Raw genomic sequence first — 17035 nt, forward strand, 5'->3', positions numbered from 1 at the left:
CTCCTATCGATCCAGCACCGCGCGGATCGTCTCCATGGCCGTTACCAGCCGGCGGGAAACCTCGCGATTGACTTCTTCAAGACGGTTGGCGCGAAACTCGGCCTGATCAAGCTCGTGTGCGAGCCTGGCGCGGTCGACATGGACCCGCTTGACCTCATTGTCGATCTCGCCCGTCTCCCTTTGCCGCTCGATACGCATATCGATGGCATTTTCGAGATTTGTGATGGCAGCATTCAGCTCCGTCAGCGCAGATTGTACGGTCTTCTCAGCCGACATCGTTTTTTCCAACTCGCACGCCACCGGCCGAATCGTCCGGTCTCAGGCCTTTTCAACATCCAAGAGGTTATTACCCGATTTACCATCCCGTCAATCAAACCAGTGCATTGAGGCGTTTTGCTCTGTGGATGAACGAAGAAGCACTAGCCTCTGTCGCATGAATTTTATCGTGACGGCCGATTTTCTAAACGATTTTTATCTTCGGACGAACCGCAAACGCCCGTGGATTTATTGACTTGCCGGCCTCACCTGCTATGGATCAACCCGCTTTTTGGATAGTTGCGTAAAACTATCTCCTTTCACCCGGAAACAGACGGAAAAGCCATGATTTCTCGCGACAAACACAACCGGATGGCAAATGCGATCCGCTTTCTTGCCATGGATGCAGTGGAGAAGGCCAATTCAGGCCATCCCGGTCTGCCGATGGGCGCCGCCGATGTCGCCACCGTTCTCTTCACCCGTTACCTGAAATTCGATCCCAAGGCTCCGCTCTGGGCGGATCGCGACCGCTTCGTGCTATCGGCAGGGCATGGCTCGATGCTGCTTTACTCGCTGCTCTATTTGACGGGCTACGAGGACATGACGATCGACGAGATCAAACGTTTCCGTCAGTTCGGCTCCAAGACCGCCGGCCACCCCGAATATGGCCATGCGACCGGCATTGAAACGACGACCGGCCCGCTCGGCCAGGGCATCGCCAACGCCGTCGGCATGGCAATCGCCGAACGCAAGCTGGAAGAGGAATTCGGCTCCGACCTGCAGAGCCACTTCACCTATGTCCTGTGCGGCGACGGCTGCCTCATGGAAGGCATCAGCCACGAAGCCATCGCTCTTGCCGGCCATCTCAAGCTCAACAAGCTCGTTCTGTTCTGGGATGACAACAACATCACCATCGACGGCGAAGTCGGCCTGTCCGACAGCACCGACCAGATCGCCCGCTTCCAGGCCGTTCACTGGAACACCATCCGCGTCGATGGCCACGATCCGGACGCGATTGCCGCCGCCATCGAAGCCGCACAGAAATCCGACCGCCCGACCTTCATCGCCTGCAAGACCGTCATCGGTTTCGGCGCGCCCAACAAGCAGGGCACCCACAAGGTTCACGGCAACCCGCTCGGCGCAGAAGAAATCGCCGCCGCCCGCAAGAGCCTGAACTGGGAAGCCGAAGCCTTCGTCATTCCGGAAGATGTGCTCGACGCATGGCGTCTCGCCGGCCTGCGCTCCACCAAGACCCGCCAGGACTGGGAAGCTCGCCTCGAAGCAACCGAGACGGCCAAGAAGGCCGAGTTCAAGCGCCGCTTCGCCGGTGACCTGACGGGCAACTTCGACAGCTCGATCGACGCCTTCAAGAAGAAGATCATCGAGAACAACCCGACCGTTGCGACCCGCAAGGCCTCGGAAGACTCGCTCGAAGTCATCAACGGCGTGCTGCCGGAAATGATCGGCGGCTCTGCTGACCTCACGCCGTCCAACAACACCAAGACCAGCCAGATGAAGTCCATCACCCCGACGGATTTCTCCGGTCGTTACCTGCATTACGGCATCCGCGAACACGGCATGGCCGCTGCCATGAACGGTATCGCACTGCATGGCGGTCTCATTCCCTATGCCGGCGGCTTCCTGATCTTCTCGGACTACTGCCGTCCGTCGATCCGTCTGGCTGCCCTCATGGGCATCCGCGTCGTCCACGTCCTGACGCATGATTCCATCGGCGTTGGCGAAGACGGCCCGACCCACCAGCCGGTCGAGCAGATCGCAGCTCTGCGCGCGATCCCGAACCTGCTCGTCTTCCGCCCGGCGGATGAAACCGAGACGGCGGAATGCTGGCAGCTGGCTCTCGAGCAGAAGCACCGTCCCTCGGCGCTGGCGCTTACCCGCCAGAATCTGGCTCCTTCGCGCAAGGAATATGAAGAGAAGAACCTCTCGGCTTACGGCGCTTACGAAATCGTCTCCGCCAGCGACGCCAAGGTTTCAATCTTCGCATCCGGCTCGGAAGTCGAAGTGGCGCTGAAGGCCGCCGCAACGTTGAAGGACAACGGCGTTTCCGTCCGTGTCGTTTCCGTTCCCTGCTTCGAACTTTTCAAGGAACAGCCGGAAACCTATCGCAATGCCATCATCGGCAAGGCTCCGGTCAAGATCGCGGTGGAAGCCGCCATTCGCCAGGGCTGGGATTACTTCATCGGCAACGATGGTGCATTCGTCGGCATGCACTCCTTTGGAGCTTCCGCGCCAGCGAAGGATCTCTTCAAGCACTTCGGCATCACGGCGGAAGCCGTCGTCGCCGCAGTCGAGGCAAAACTTGCGTGAGGGCTTCAAAAGCCCTTACCACTCCGCAAAGACCACGCCCATTTTTGTTCGGGAGACTGTAAATGACTGTAAAAGTTGCCATTAACGGCTTCGGCCGCATCGGCCGTAACGTCCTGCGCGCCATCGTCGAATCCGGCCGCACCGATATCGAAGTCGTCGCCATCAACGACCTCGGCCCGGTGGAGACCAACGCCCACCTGCTGCGCTACGATTCGATCCACGGCAAGTTCCCGGCCGAAGTGAAGGTCGAAGGCGACACGATCACCGTCGGTGGCGGCAAGCCGATCAAGGTGACCGCCGTTCGCGATCCGGCAACGCTGCCGCACAAGGAACTCGGCGTCGATATCGCGCTGGAATGCACCGGCATCTTCACCGCCCGCGACAAGGCCGCCGCTCACCTGACGGCCGGCGCAAAGCGCGTCATCGTTTCGGCTCCGGCTGACGGCGCGGACCTGACAGTCGTCTTCGGCGTCAACGACGACCAGCTGACCAAGGATCACCTCGTCATTTCCAATGCGTCCTGCACCACCAACTGCCTCGTGCCGGTCGTGAAGGTTCTCGATGACGTCGTCGGTATCGATCATGGCTTCATGACCACGATCCACTCCTACACCGGCGACCAGCCGACGCTGGACACGATGCACAAGGATCTGTACCGCGCCCGCGCCGCAGCCCTGTCCATGATCCCGACTTCGACCGGCGCCGCCAAGGCCGTTGGCCTCGTTCTGCCGCACCTCAAGGGCAAGCTGGACGGCACGTCGATCCGCGTTCCGACTCCGAATGTTTCGGTTGTCGACTTCAAGTTCATTGCCAAGCGCGCCACCACGGTTGAAGAAATCAACGAAGCCATCAAGACTGCCGCCAATGGCAAGCTGAAGGGTATCCTCGGCTACACCGACGAGCCGCTGGTTTCCCGCGATTTCAACCACGACAGCCATTCCTCGATCTTCGCAATCGACCAGACCAAGGTCATGGAAGGCAATTTCGTGCGCATCCTGTCCTGGTACGACAACGAGTGGGGCTTCTCCAACCGTATGTCGGACACGGCTGTCGCATTCGCGAAGACCATCTAATCAGGCGTCGCGTCCATAAAAAGAACCGGCAGGAGCAATCCTGCCGGTTTTTGTTTGCCTGAAAAATGCCGACGGGAGTGAGGGATCCCGCCGGCGTCGATCCCGAAGCAAGGCGGAGCGCTTCGGATCGAAAACCGTCACCGGCCGATTGACGATGCAAGCCGTCCCTCATCCAGCCGCAAGAGGCGCGCGCATTCGTCATTTTCTATTGTTGATAACGACCGGACCCGAGTTCCCGGCGCTGCTCCAGATCGTATCGAAAGTCTGTTGCCTCAATTCGCTTTGCTGCATGGAGAGTTTCATCATGCAGTCGGCGAAATCCCGCGAGCCTTCGTAGTAGCCGAAGACGCGGCAGCGCTCTCGTTGCGCGGCCATGTTTGCCGCCGTCTGCTCCGTACTCGAGCAACCCGAAACTATCGGGCCGGCGGCCAGTAGTATTATAAAGGTAGTTATCCGTTTCATCCGATCGCTCCGGTAATGAAAAAAGCAATTCGGAGGCGAGAACTAACCCAGCTGCATTGTCTCTATGTTACGTTGAAACACGGGCATGTGAATTGTTTTTGCGGGGTATGCGCCGCCTCTCCACACCTTGCATTTTTCCCTGCACGCCGGAAAAAATCTGATTTCCTGCCTTTGTCTGGTCCATTTTGGGACTGACAAGAAACATAGGGATAATGGTCGTGCGCAATGCACTGCGGCCCTGCCGTATCATTCGATACACCCCGCCTTGCATCGTCTTTCAACGCCGCCCGAAACAGCGCTGACAGACCGCAACCCGTGGCGCATTGACTGCAAACGCGCAGAGCCATCATCGCAGCGGCCAAGGCGGTTTGAGTAAGGCGGGTGGACGTGGAATCATTTTATCTTTTGTTGCTGGTCGCAACTGTTCTCGTTCTCGTCGCCGCGTTTTCGAGCCTCATCGCCTTCCGCTTCGGCGCGCCTCTCCTCCTGCTTTTCCTGATGATCGGCCTTGCAGCCGGCGTGGACGGCCTCGGCATCCAATTCGCCAACAATCCGTTGGCCTATATGCTTGGCTCGCTGGTGCTTGCCGTCATCCTCTTCGATTCCGGTTTCGGCACGTCCATCCAGTCCTTCCGGCTTTCGGCCGCACCCGCCGTCACTCTCGCCACAGTCGGCGTCATCCTCACATCCGTTTTTTTTGCGGGCGCAGCGGCGCTTTTGCTTGGGCTTTCCTGGCTAGAAGGACTGCTGCTTGGCGCCATCGTCGCCTCCACCGATGCGGCGGCCGTATTCTTCCTGCTGCGCATCGGCGGCATCCACATACGCGATCAGGTTCGTTCGACGCTGGAAGTCGAATCCGGCACCAACGATCCAATGGCGATCTTCCTCACCATTGCCCTGGTTGAAATCATCGCCAAGGGTCAGGGATTGGCCGGCATCGACAGCGGCTTTCTGCTGCTTTTCATCGAGCAAATGGGGCTTGGCGTGATTTTCGGCCTGCTCGGCGGCGTCATGATCGCCACCGTCGTCAATCGGTTCGCCGCCGACCGCGGACTGGCTCCAATCTTCGTGCTCGCACTGGCGCTGCTGGTCTTCTCTTTCACCGGTACAATTGGCGGCAGCGGTTTTCTGGCGGTCTATGTGGCTGGCATCGTTGCCGGCAACCGCCGGATTTTCGCCAAGGAAACCATCCGCCGTTTCCATGAGGGGCTGACCTGGCTTGCACAGATCATCATGTTCCTGATGCTCGGCCTGCTCGCCACCCCGTCGCAATTTCCGGCGATCGCCATTCCGGCCGTGCTGCTCGCGCTTTTCCTCATCTTCGTCGCCCGCCCGCTTGCCGTCTGGCTGAGCCTCATGCCCTTCAATTATACCCAGCAGGAAACCTCCTTCGTGGCATGGGTGGGCCTGCGCGGCGCCGTCTCCATCCTGCTCGCCATCATGCCCATTCTCGGCGGGCTGGACGATGCGCAGATTTATTTCAACGCCGCCTTCATCATCGTGCTGGTGTCACTCCTCGTGCAAGGCTGGACCATCAAGCCCGTGGCGACACGGCTCGGACTGATCGTGCCGCCGCGCATGGGCGAGGTGGATAAGCTGGAGGTCGATCTTCCCGGCACGGCCAATCATGAACTGATCTCCTACCGGGTCGCGAAGGGCAGCGCCATCATGCAGGGCGAGCGCATTCCACGCTGGGCCATGCCTTCGCTGGTGGTGCGCGACGGCAAGTCGATCCGCTATCAATATGCCGGGCGGCTGCGGGAGAACGATCTCGTCTACCTCTTCATCGCACCGGGCTATTCTCGCCTGATCGATCGGCTGTTCGCCAGCGCCCTGCCGGTTGCCGATGACGACGCCGAGTTCTTCGGCACCTTCGCGATCTCGCCCGCCCGCCCGGCGAAGGAACTGGACGCGGCCTATGGTCCCGGTTTGCTATCGGCCGCCGAACAGACGATGAGCGTTGCAGAATTGATCGAAGCACGCCTTGCCGGCAAGGCTGCTTACGCCGACCGCGTGCGCCTCGGCTCCATCGTTCTGATCGTTCGCACACTGGACGAACACGAGGCGATAACCGGGGTGGGCATCTCCCTCGAACCGGTAGAACCGGCCACCAGCCTGCCGATCTTCATCAGCTTTTCGGAAATCCTCAACCGTGTGCGCCATTATCTCGCAGAGAAGCGCCAGCCGCGCCCCGCCGGCTTGGAAGAAAGCACCCCGGCACCTGCCAATACAGTGAGAGAAAATGAGACCTGACCCGCTTGCGTCGGCATTCAGGCATAGTATGGTCCGTGCCGAACTCGCAACAAATCAGGATCGACCTATGCCCGCTTTCAAGACCCTCGACGACCTCAACGACATTGCCGGAAAGCGCGTTCTCGTCCGCGTTGATCTCAACGTGCCGGTCGCGGATGGCAAGGTGACGGACGCAACCCGCATCGAACGTGTTGCGCCGACCATTCTGGAGCTGTCGTCCAAGGGTGCGAAAGTCATCCTGCTCGCTCATTTCGGCCGTCCGAAGGGCGAACCGGTCGCCGATATGTCGCTCTCCCAGATCGTGCCCGCCGTCGAGGAAGTGCTGGATCACGCCGTTTCCTTCGCGACCGACTGCATCGGCGTACCGGCGGCGGACGCCGTCGCGAAACTGAACGACGGCGATATCCTGCTTCTGGAAAACACCCGCTTCCACAAGGGCGAAGAAAAGAACGATCCCACCTTCGTCGAGGCGCTGGCGGCCAACGGCGATGTCTATGTGAACGACGCTTTCTCCGCCGCCCACCGCGCCCACGCCTCCACCGAAGGACTTGCGCGCCACCTGCCCGCTTATGCCGGACGCACCATGCAGGCCGAGCTAGAGGCGCTGGAAAAGGGTCTTGGCCAGCCGGTCCGTCCGGTGGTCGCCATCGTCGGCGGCGCCAAGGTTTCGAGCAAGATCGATCTCTTGATGAACCTCGTCAAGAAAGTCGACGCCCTCGTCATCGGCGGCGGCATGGCCAACACCTTCCTCGCCGCACGCGGCACAAATGTTGGCAAATCGCTCTGCGAGCATGATCTGGCCGAGACCGCAAAGCAGATCATGATCGAGGCGGCGACATCCGGCTGCGCCATCGTGCTGCCGGAAGATGGCGTGGTGGCTCGCGAATTCAAGGCTGGTGCGGCCAATGAAACCGTCGATATCAACACCATTCCCGCCGATGCCATGGTTCTCGATGTCGGCCCGAAATCGGTTGAAAGCATCAAGGCCTGGATTTCCCGTGCGGAAACGCTGGTCTGGAACGGCCCGCTCGGCGCCTTTGAAATCGAGCCCTTTGATGCAGCGACTGTGGCTGCGGCAAAACATGCCGCCGAATGCACGAAGGCCGGCAAGCTCGTCTCCGTTGCAGGCGGTGGTGATACCGTCGCGGCGCTCAACCATGCCGGTGTTTCGGACGATTTCTCCTATGTATCCACGGCCGGCGGCGCCTTCCTCGAATGGATGGAAGGCAAGGAATTGCCGGGCGTTGCCATCCTCTCCGCCGCCAAGTAAACTTATCTAACTTGCCTGACACAAGGCCGGACAAGCCATGCTTGTCCGGCCTTGTTTTTTGGTAAGTGCACGCGGGAGGAAAAGTTTCAAACGATTGAAATGATTTCAATCGTTTCAATGAGTTAGCGTGCCATTTCCCTGCCCTGGAACTTCTGTTATCGGAAATTTATTGTGCCTTGGGAGAATAGCAAATGACCGAACGTCTCGAAGACATCGCAATCAAAATGGTCGCCGACGGCAAGGGCCTGCTCGCCGCCGACGAATCCACGGGAACGATCAAAAAGCGTTTCGACAGCATCAATCTGGAGTCGACCGAGACCGCCCGCCGCGATTATCGCGAAATGCTGTTCCGTTCCGACGACGCCATGAAGAAATACATCTCCGGCGTCATCCTCTATGAAGAGACCCTGTTCCAAAAGGCCGCCGACGGCACGCCTTTCGTGGATATCATCAAGGCGGCCGGCAGCCTGCCGGGCATCAAGGTGGATATTGGCGCCAAGCCTATGGCTTTCCACCCGCATGAATTCATCACCGAAGGCCTCGACGGTCTTTACGAGCGCCTGCGTAAATATCATGAAGCCGGTGCCCGCTTCGCCAAGTGGCGCGGCGTGATCACTATCGGTGAACAGCGTCCGAGCTGGGGCTCTATCAAGGCAAACTCGCAGTCGCTCGCCCGTTACGCCGCGCTCTGCCAGCAGGCGGACATCGTGCCAATCGTCGAGCCGGAAGTGCTGATGGACGGCGAGCCCGGCACGCATGACATCGACCGCTGTGCGGAAGTTACGCAATGGGTTTTGCAGACCGTGTTTGCGGATCTGTTCGACGCCCGCGTGAACCTTGAAGGCATGATCCTCAAGCCGAACATGATCATCGACGGCAAGAAGGCCCGCAAGGCTTCCGTCGAGGAAGTGGCGGAAAAGACCGTGAAGGTTCTGAAGGCCACCGTGCCTTCCGCCGTTCCGGGCATCGCCTTCCTCTCCGGCGGTCAGTCCTCCGAAGAGGCGACGGCGCATCTCTCCGCCATGAATGCCGGCTACGACCTGCCCTGGTCGCTGACCTATTCCTACGGCCGCGCGCTTCAGGATACGGCCCTCAAGACCTGGGGCGGCAAGCAGGAAAACGTCGCCGCCGGCCAGCGCGCCTTCACGCACCGCGCCGCGATGAACAGCCTCGCCGCCAAGGGCAACTGGAAACAGGAACTCGAAAAGGCCGCCTGAGGCTGACAGAGAACACCAGATAAACAACAGCCGCCCCAACGGGCGGCTGTTGCGTTTGATAAAGCAAGATCATCCGTACTCCGTCACACGGACCCAATCGTCTTTCATTTTACCTGACTGATAATTCTCAACCGTTTTGATTGTGCATCGCTACCTGCGTGGAAGCATGTCCACCATGGGCAGCCTTATCCGCTGAAGCCGTGCGACCTGACGACTTTATGACCGTCATTGCCGCAATAGACAGCGGATGCGCTCCCCGGCTTCTCCAGCGCATAGCGCCAGACAATCCGGATCGCCCGGCACCATAAGCGCTTTCGTCTCGACGGGCTCTCGAAAAGCCCCGGAAATTGCTGCGTACTCGTTACCTCACAGATGAATTTCAATCAATTACAATACGATCCACTATGTGGACCTGTAAACATGCAATGAAAACCACGCAATACTGCATTTATACAGTTGATTTTGGCAATTTTCCTGTGTATCCCGAATGCACAGTTATTTAACGGTCCATATTGTGGAGGCAATATACCGCTAGTTTCAGGCTTTTGGAGGGGTCTCGCCGGTCTGGCAATGACAGATATATCCTGATGCGCAGGCCACGATTACGGCCTCGGCGTGGGTAAAATTCTCTTTGTCTGCCGCAGTCCGTTGCGAAGGTTGTTCTGTGGGAGAGGAGGCCCCGATAACCATGACCGCAAACGCGAATGACGACGTATTTGTACTCGATGGAGAGCTTTTGCATACCGGCCCGGTAACAGGCTCGTGGTTCATGCGACCCATTGAGGCCGTGGCGGCAGTGCTGCTGGCGGTGATGATCGGCCTGCTTCTGCTGGGCGTGGCGTCGCGTTATGCCCTGCATTTGCCAATCGTCTGGATCGATGAAACGGCGTCGTTGAGCTTCCTGTGGTTTGCCATGCTGGGTGCGGCAATTGCCATCGACCGCAGCGAACATCTGCGCCTGACGCTGTTTCTCAACATGTTTCCGCAGCGCATTCTGGGCTATGTCAATTCGCTCGCCCTCGTGCTGGTGGCGACATTTCTTGCGGCCATTATCAAGCCGGCGATAGAATATGCCATTGAGGAATGGGTCGTTACCTCGGCGGCGCTGAATATTCCAATGTCCTACCGCGCCGCGGCATTGCCGGTTGGCTGCTGTCTTATGCTGCTGCTGGTTCTCAACAACCTCTTCCGCAGGGAAAATCTGCGGGACATCGTCGCAGCCATTGTCACCGTCGCGGTCGCCTCCGGCCTGCTCTATCTGGCATCGCCGACGCTCGAAACTTTCGGCAATTTCAATCTGGCGATCTTCCTCGGCCTGTTCGTGGCGTTGTTTCTCGTGCTGGGCGTACCGATCGCCTTCTGTTTCGGCCTTGGAACCCTCGCCTACCTGACCTTTACCACCTGGGTTCCGACCATCGTGATGATCGGGCGCATCGACGAAGGCATGTCGGGCATCATCCTATTGTCGGTTCCTGTTTTTGTGCTGCTGGGCTGCGTGCTCGACGCCACCGGCATGGGCAAGGCGATTGTGGAGCTGCTATCCTCGATGTTCGGCCACATTCGCGCGGGCATGTCCTATGTGCTGCTTGGCTCGCTGTTTCTGGTCTCGGGCATTTCCGGCTCCAAGGTTTCGGATATGGCGACGGTTGCACCGGCGTTGTTTCCCGAAATGAAGCGTCGCGGTCACAAACCCAAGGAAATGATTGCGCTTCTGGCCACCGGCGCCGCCATGGCCGATACGGTTCCGCCCTCCATCGTGCTGATCGTTCTCGGTTCGGCCGCTGGCGTGTCGATTGCAGGCCTCTTCACCTCCGGCTTCATGATCGCCATGGTGCTGCTTCTGGTGCTGGCCGTTCTGGCCCGCTGGAAGGCGCGCCATGAAAACATGGAAGGCGCAAAACGCACCCCATGGCCACTGGTGGGCAAGGCGGCCCTGATTGCCGCCCCGGCGCTGGTTTTGCCCTTCCTCATCCGCAGTCTGGTCGGCGGCGGCGTGGCGACTGCAACCGAGGTTTCCACCATTGCCGTACTCTATGCCTTGATCATCGGCGCGGTGCTTTACGGCGGCATCAGCTTCAAGAAGCTCTATTCGATGCTGGTGGAGACGGCAGCCCTCTCCGGCGCGATCCTGCTGATCCTCGGCTGCGCCTCGGCGATGGCCTGGGGGCTGACGCAGAGCGGCTTTGCCTTCCAGCTGACCGCGATGATCACCGATCTGCCGGGCGGCTGGATGACCTATATGGTCGTGTCGATCCTGATTTTCATGATCCTCGGTTGCGTGCTGGAAGGCCTGCCGGCAATCGTATTGCTTGCACCGATCATGTTCCCCATCGCCCGCACACTCGGCATCAACGACATCCATTATTCGATGGTCGTGGTGGTCGCCATGAATATCGGCCTGATGGCGCCGCCCATCGGCATCGGTTTCTATATCGCCTGCAAGATTGGCAACGTCTCGCCTGATGAGGCCATGGGCGCCATCTGGCCCTATCTTGCAGCCATGGTCATCGGTCTGCTGCTGATTGCAGCAATTCCGGGCTTCTCGACAATTCTGCTCTGAGACCGTGGCGGGTCCATCCGCCACGCCGATGAATGACATATGCTTTTATTTTGGGAGGAGAAAGCAATGAATATCAACAGACGTACCGTGTTGGCCGGCGCCGGTTCCGCCGTTCTTGCCACCGCTTTTGTGTCGCGCGCCCGCGCTGCGCAATTCAATTATAAATATGCCAACAACCTGCCTGCCGCGCACCCCATGAACATCCGCGCCAAGGAGGCGGCTGACCGTATCGCCAAGGAAACCGACGGCCAGGTGAATATCAACATCTTCCCCAGCAGCCAGTTGGGCGCTGATACCGATGTGTTGAGCCAGGTACGTTCGGGCGGTGTTGAATTCTTTACGCTTTCGCCACTGATCCTCTCGACGCTGGTGCCGAATGCATCCATCAGCGGCATCGGCTTCGCCTTCCCGAACTACGATTCGGTATGGGCGGCCATGGATGGCGATCTCGGCAAATATGTGCGCGGCGAAATCGCCAAGCAGAACCTCGTTGCCATGGACACGATCTGGGATAACGGTTTCCGCCAGATCACCAGCGCTTCGAAGCCCATCGCCACGCCGGCCGATCTCGAAAGCTTCAAGATTCGCGTGCCGGTCAGCCCGCTCTGGACCTCGATGTTCAAGGCGTTCAAATCTGCCCCTGCCTCGATCAATTTCGCTGAAGTCTACACCGCCTTGCAGACCGGCGTTGTCGATGGCCAGGAAAACCCGCTGGCGATCATTTCCACCGCCAAGCTGTTCGAAGTGCAGAAATTCTGCTCGGTCACGAACCATATGTGGGACGGCTTCTGGTTCCTGGCAAACAAGCGCGCCTGGGAGCGCCTGCCGGATGACCTGCGCGCCATCGTTGCCAAAAACCTCAATCAGGCCGGCAAGGACGAGCGGGCCGATGTGGCGAAACTCAACGCCTCGGTGAAGGAAGACCTGATTGCCAAGGGCATGACCTTCAACGACACGGACGCCTCACTCTTCCGTGCAACCCTCAAGGAAGCCGGTTTCTATTCCGAATGGAAGGGCAAATATGGCGATGAAGCCTGGGCCATTCTCGAAAAGGCCGTTGGCGCCAGCCTGACCTGATCGGTCCGCTGAATAACTGGCCCCGCGTCAGGCGGGGCCGACCCGACTATTTCTGACGATTGTAATGGAGACTGTTTTGACAGGTCGCCTGACGGGAAAACGCGCCATTGTTTTTGGCGCAGGATCATCTGGTCCGGGTTTCGGCAATGGCAAGGCCGCGGCCATGCAATTTGCCCGCGAAGGCGCGCGTGTGGCCTGTGTCGACCTCTCCGTTGACGCGGCCGAGGAAACCGCACAGATCATTCGAGGCGAAGGTTTCGAGGCGATTGCGATTGCTGCCGATGTGACGAAACTCGATTCCGTATCGGCCACGGTTGCTCGGACCTGCGAGGTCTTCGGCGGCATCGATATCCTGCACAATAATGTCGGCGTGACCCATATGGGCGGCCCGGTCGAGCTGGATGAGGAACGCTTTCGAGCCTCGGTCGATCTCAATATCGGCTCCGTTTATCGCACCGCCAAGGCCGTACTGCCGGTAATGCTGGCGCAAGGCGGCGGGGCCATCGTCAACATCTCCTCGCTCGCCTCCATTCGCTGGACCGGCTATCCCTATTTTGCCTATTACGCCATGAAAGCCGCCGTAAACCAGGCGACCGTGGCGCTGGCCATGCAATATGCCCGCCAAGGCATTCGCGCCAATTGCGTTCTGCCCGGAATGATCGATACGCCGCTGATCTACAAGCAGATCAGCAATCAATATGCCTCCGTCGAAGATATGGTGGCGGCGCGCAATGCCGCGGTCCCGGTCGGACGCATGGGCGATGCCTTCGATATCGCCCGCGCGGCAGTCTTTCTGGCATCCGATGAAGCCAAGTTCATCACCGGCGTCTGCCTGCCGGTCGATGGCGGGCAAAGCTGTGCGGTGGGAGCGTTCTCCTGATATGGCCACGATGATTCCCACAGAAAGCGACCTGACAGGCGCGCGCGCGGTAGACCGGGCGCTGGGACTTCTATCGATGGTGGGGCGTCATGCCGAACGCGGTGTGGCGCTTTCGGTCATCGTTACCGAAAGCGGGCTGAACAAGCCCACGGCCCGCCGCCTGCTGCTGGCGCTGATCCGCGCAGGCCTGGTGGAGCAGGATGAGGAAACGCGGCGTTATTATCTGGGCGAGGAAGCCTATGTGCTGGGCAGCCTGTCATCGCGCCGTTTCGGCTTGCTGCAGATGGCCCAGGACAGTCTGACGCGCATTTCCCGCCGCACTGAGGATTCGAGCTTCCTTTCCGTGCGCCGCGACACGTTTGCACTGTGCCTTTATCGCGAAGAAGGCACCTGGCCGGTGCGCACCCACGCGCTTCAGGCCGGTTTCGAGCACCCCTTGGGCATAGGCGCGGGATCGCTCGCCATGCTGGCGGCGCTGCCCGACGCCGAGGTGGAAAGCGTCATTGCCGCCAATAGCGGGCTGATCGCCGCGAACTATCCCGGCATCACGCTTGACGGACTTCGCCGCGACGTCGAATTGACGAGAACCAATGGTTATTCGCTCAATCCGGGTCTGATCCTCTCGAATTCCTGGGGTATCGGCGTTGCCATCCGAACCCCGGATGGCGCGGTGGCGGGGGCGTTGAGCATTGCCGCCGTCGACAGCCGCATGCGGCCGGAGCGTCAGCCGGAACTGGCGGCAGTGCTGCGCGAGGAAGTAACCCGCATCGAGACACGCATTGCGGAAATGATGGCCAGCCGCGCCCGCACACGCGGCGAAGGCGACGCGAAACGGCAAACAAGGAGAACGAGCAAATGAGCAAAGCACAGATCGTCGGCTGGGCGCACTCGCCTTTCGGCAAATCGGCCCTTGAAAATACCGAGCAACTGATGGCTTCGGTCGTGGCGCCGGCCATAGACCATGCCGGCGTCGATGTCGGCGATATAGACGGCATTTTCGTCGGCGTGATGAATAACGGTTTCTCGAAGCAGGATTTTCAAGGCGCGCTGGTGGCCATGGGCGATGAGCGCCTCGCCTATACGCCCGCCGTGCGTTTCGAGAACGCCTGCTCGACGGGATCGGCCGCCCTTTACAGCGCCATGGATTTCATCGAGGCGGGACGCGGGCGCATCGCGCTCGTTGTCGGCGCCGAAAAAATGACGGCGCTGCCAACCGCCGAGGTGGGTGAAATCCTTCTATCCGCCTGCTACCGTGCTGAGGAAGCCGATATTTCCGGCGGCTTTGCCGGCCAGTTCGGACGTATCGCTGAGGCCTATTTCCAGCGCTATGGTAATCGTTCCGAAGAACTGGCGATGATCGCCGCCAAGAACCATGCCAATGGCGCGGTCAATCCCTATGCCCATATGCGCAAGGATTTCGGCTTCGATTTCTGCAACACGGTATCGGATAAGAACCCCTATGTCGCAGGCCCCCTGCGCCGCACCGACTGCTCGCTGATCTCCGACGGCGCTGCCGCCATCATTCTGGCCGATGAGGAAACCGCAGCGACACTCAACCGCGCCATCGGTTTCAGGGGCCGCAAGCATGTCAATGACATTCTGGCGCTGAGCCGCCGCGATCCGCTGGCCTTCGAGGGCGCACGCCGCGCCTGGGCAGGTTCGCTGGAACTCGCCGGGGCGACGCTCAACGACCTCTCCTTCGTCGAAACCCATGATTGTTTCACCATTGCCGAACTCATCGAATATGAGGCGATGGGGCTGGCGAAGCCCGGCGAAGGCCATCGGGTGGTGCGCGAAGGCACAGCCCTGAAAACCGGGCGTCTGCCGATCAACCCCTCCGGCGGGCTGAAATCCAAGGGGCATCCGGTCGGGGCGACCGGCGTTTCCATGCATGTCATGGCGGCGATGCAATTGATGGGCGAAGCGGGCGACATGCAGATCCCCGGCGCCTCGCTCGCCGGTGTTTTCAACATGGGAGGAACTGCGGTTGCCAACTATGTATCGATCATGGAGCGCGTGAAATGACGATACATCCTCCGGGCGGGGTTGCGCCTTCGACCACGCGGGTCATGAACCTCTCGCATTTCCTGACCCAGGCTGCGCGCCGCAACCCTGCCGACATCGGCTTCGTATGGGGTGACAAGAGCTGGACATGGGCTGAAATGGACGCCCGCGTCGATGCGATGGCGATGGCGCTGGTGATCGAATTCGGCGTCAGGAAAGGCGACCGCATTCTGGTGCAGTCTTCCAACAACAACCAGATGTTCGAATCCATGTTCGCCTGCTTTCGCGTGGGCGCGGTGTGGGTGCCGACCAATTATCGCCAGTCGCCCGACGAGGTCGCCTATCTGGCGAAAGCCAGCGGCGCACGCGGCATGATCTGCGCCAGCGCTTTTCCCGAGCATGCAAGGGCCAGCCGTGAGACGACCGCGATCGATTTCACCATCGCCATTGGCACGGCCGAATTCGGCGAGGACTACGATACTATCGTGGCCCGTCATCTGGGCCAGAAAGTTAAAAGCGAGGCGGTGGATCGGGACGATCCCTGCTGGTTTTTCTTCACCTCCGGCACGACGGGCCGGCCCAAGGCTGCGGTGCTGACCCATGGCCAGATGGCCTTTGTCATCACCAACCATCTCTGCGATCTGATGCCCGGCACCGGACCGGGCGACGCTTCCATCGTCGTTGCGCCGCTTTCGCACGGCGCGGGCATTCACCAGCTGGTGCAGGTGGCGCATGGGGCAAAAACGGTGCTTCCGGCCGCGGAAAAGCTCGATGTGCCCGCGGTGTGGGCGCTGATCGAGAAATGGCGCGTCACCAATGCCTTCACCGTGCCGACCATTCTGAAAATGCTGATCGAAGACCCTTCCGTGGATCGTTTCGATCATTCCTCGCTGCGCTACGTTATCTATGCCGGCGCGCCCATGTATCGTGCCGATCAGAAACGGGCGCTCGCCAAGCTCGGCCCGGTGCTGGTGCAATATTTCGGCCTCGGCGAAGTGACCGGCAACATCACCGTGCTGCCGCCTTCCTTCCACACCGCCGAGGACGGCCCTGAGGCGCGGATCGGCACCTGCGGTTTTGATCGCACCGGCATGGAAGTGCAAATCCAGAACGATGCGGGCGAGGAGCTTCAGGCCGGTGAAACCGGCGAAATCTGCGTGATCGGTCCCGCTGTTTTCGCGGGTTATTACGATAATCCCGACGCCAATGCCAAAGCGTTCCGCAACGGCTGGTTCCGCACCGGCGATCTTGGCCACCGCGATGAGAACGGTTTCGTATACATCACCGGCCGCGCCTCCGACATGTATATTTCCGGCGGCTCGAACATCTATCCGCGTGAGATCGAGGAGAAAATCCTCATGCACCCGGATATCAGCGAAACAGCGGTTCTGGGCGTGCCGGATGCGGTGTGGGGCGAGGTCGGCGTCGCCGTCTGCGTGGCGCGGGAGGGCGCGGATATCGCCGGCATCGACCTGAAAGCCTATCTCGACGGCAAGATGGCCCGTTACAAGCTGCCGAAAGCCATTGTGTTCTGGGATGCCATGCCAAAATCCGCCTATGGCAAGATCACCAAGAAGATGATCCGCGAGGAGCTGGAAAAGCGCGGCCAGATGCCGGTTTTCGAGGAAAAACTGACCGGCTGAAGGCCGCAACGCA

13 protein-coding genes are annotated in these 17035 nt (G+C 59.9%); 11 read left to right on the forward strand and 2 right to left on the reverse strand.

Annotation, left to right across the window (positions count from 1 at the left end; genetic code table 11):
- Positions 1–3: 3 nt before the first annotated feature.
- Positions 4–276: a DUF4164 domain-containing protein gene (locus O9X91_RS15565; RefSeq protein WP_003506205.1), complete on the reverse strand. Its 273-nt coding sequence runs from the start codon at positions 274–276 to the stop codon at positions 4–6.
- A 324-nt stretch (positions 277–600) separates the two neighbouring features.
- Here O9X91_RS15565 and tkt point away from each other — a divergent pair, with 324 nt between their 5' ends.
- Positions 601–2583, forward strand: coding sequence for a transketolase (tkt, locus tag O9X91_RS15570; protein WP_077985291.1), 1983 nt, complete (start codon positions 601–603; stop codon positions 2581–2583).
- A 62-nt stretch (positions 2584–2645) separates the two neighbouring features.
- On the forward strand, positions 2646–3656 hold the full coding sequence (gap, locus tag O9X91_RS15575) for a type I glyceraldehyde-3-phosphate dehydrogenase (protein WP_137411395.1): 1011 nt from the start codon (positions 2646–2648) through the stop codon (positions 3654–3656).
- A 198-nt stretch (positions 3657–3854) separates the two neighbouring features.
- On the opposite strand, the gene O9X91_RS15580 is transcribed toward gap, so the two are convergent.
- A complete protein-coding gene (locus O9X91_RS15580; protein WP_244614297.1) occupies positions 3855–4031 on the reverse strand; it encodes a hypothetical protein in 177 nt (58 codons plus the stop codon).
- A gap of 474 nt (positions 4032–4505) precedes the next feature.
- On the opposite strand from O9X91_RS15580, the gene O9X91_RS15585 reads away from it, so the two are divergent.
- The 9 genes from O9X91_RS15585 (at position 4506) to O9X91_RS15625 (ending at position 17022) form a co-directional block, all read left to right on the forward strand.
- Positions 4506–6371, forward strand: coding sequence for a potassium/proton antiporter (locus O9X91_RS15585; RefSeq protein WP_269823809.1), 1866 nt, complete (start codon positions 4506–4508; stop codon positions 6369–6371).
- 67 nt (positions 6372–6438) lie between these two features.
- Positions 6439–7641 carry a phosphoglycerate kinase gene (locus tag O9X91_RS15590; RefSeq protein ID WP_269834076.1) on the forward strand — a complete coding sequence of 401 codons (1203 nt, stop codon included), beginning with the start codon at positions 6439–6441 and terminating at the stop codon, positions 7639–7641.
- Positions 7642–7832: 191 nt separating this feature from the next.
- On the forward strand, positions 7833–8858 hold the full coding sequence (locus O9X91_RS15595; protein WP_003523197.1) for a class I fructose-bisphosphate aldolase: 1026 nt from the start codon (positions 7833–7835) through the stop codon (positions 8856–8858).
- Positions 8859–9540: 682 nt separating this feature from the next.
- A complete protein-coding gene (locus O9X91_RS15600; RefSeq protein WP_077984891.1) occupies positions 9541–11418 on the forward strand; it encodes a TRAP transporter large permease in 1878 nt (625 codons plus the stop codon).
- Positions 11419–11484: 66 nt separating this feature from the next.
- On the forward strand, positions 11485–12495 hold the full coding sequence (locus O9X91_RS15605; protein WP_003520342.1) for a TRAP transporter substrate-binding protein: 1011 nt from the start codon (positions 11485–11487) through the stop codon (positions 12493–12495).
- Positions 12496–12571: 76 nt separating this feature from the next.
- Positions 12572–13375: an SDR family NAD(P)-dependent oxidoreductase gene (locus tag O9X91_RS15610; RefSeq protein WP_170985604.1), complete on the forward strand. Its 804-nt coding sequence runs from the start codon at positions 12572–12574 to the stop codon at positions 13373–13375.
- Between the two features lies 1 nt (position 13376).
- Entirely contained in the window at positions 13377–14234 is an 858-nt protein-coding gene (locus tag O9X91_RS15615) for an IclR family transcriptional regulator (RefSeq protein WP_003520345.1), read from the forward strand.
- A complete protein-coding gene (locus tag O9X91_RS15620; protein ID WP_077984871.1) occupies positions 14231–15400 on the forward strand; it encodes an acetyl-CoA acetyltransferase in 1170 nt (389 codons plus the stop codon). The genes O9X91_RS15615 and O9X91_RS15620 overlap by 4 nt, the downstream gene beginning before the upstream one ends.
- Positions 15397–17022: an acyl-CoA synthetase gene (locus O9X91_RS15625; protein WP_142914112.1), complete on the forward strand. Its 1626-nt coding sequence runs from the start codon at positions 15397–15399 to the stop codon at positions 17020–17022. Before O9X91_RS15620 ends, O9X91_RS15625 begins: the two co-directional genes overlap by 4 nt.
- Positions 17023–17035 lie beyond the last annotated feature (13 nt).

The organism is Agrobacterium salinitolerans (genome assembly GCF_027498475.1).
GTDB classification, from domain to species: domain Bacteria; phylum Pseudomonadota; class Alphaproteobacteria; order Rhizobiales; family Rhizobiaceae; genus Agrobacterium; species Agrobacterium salinitolerans.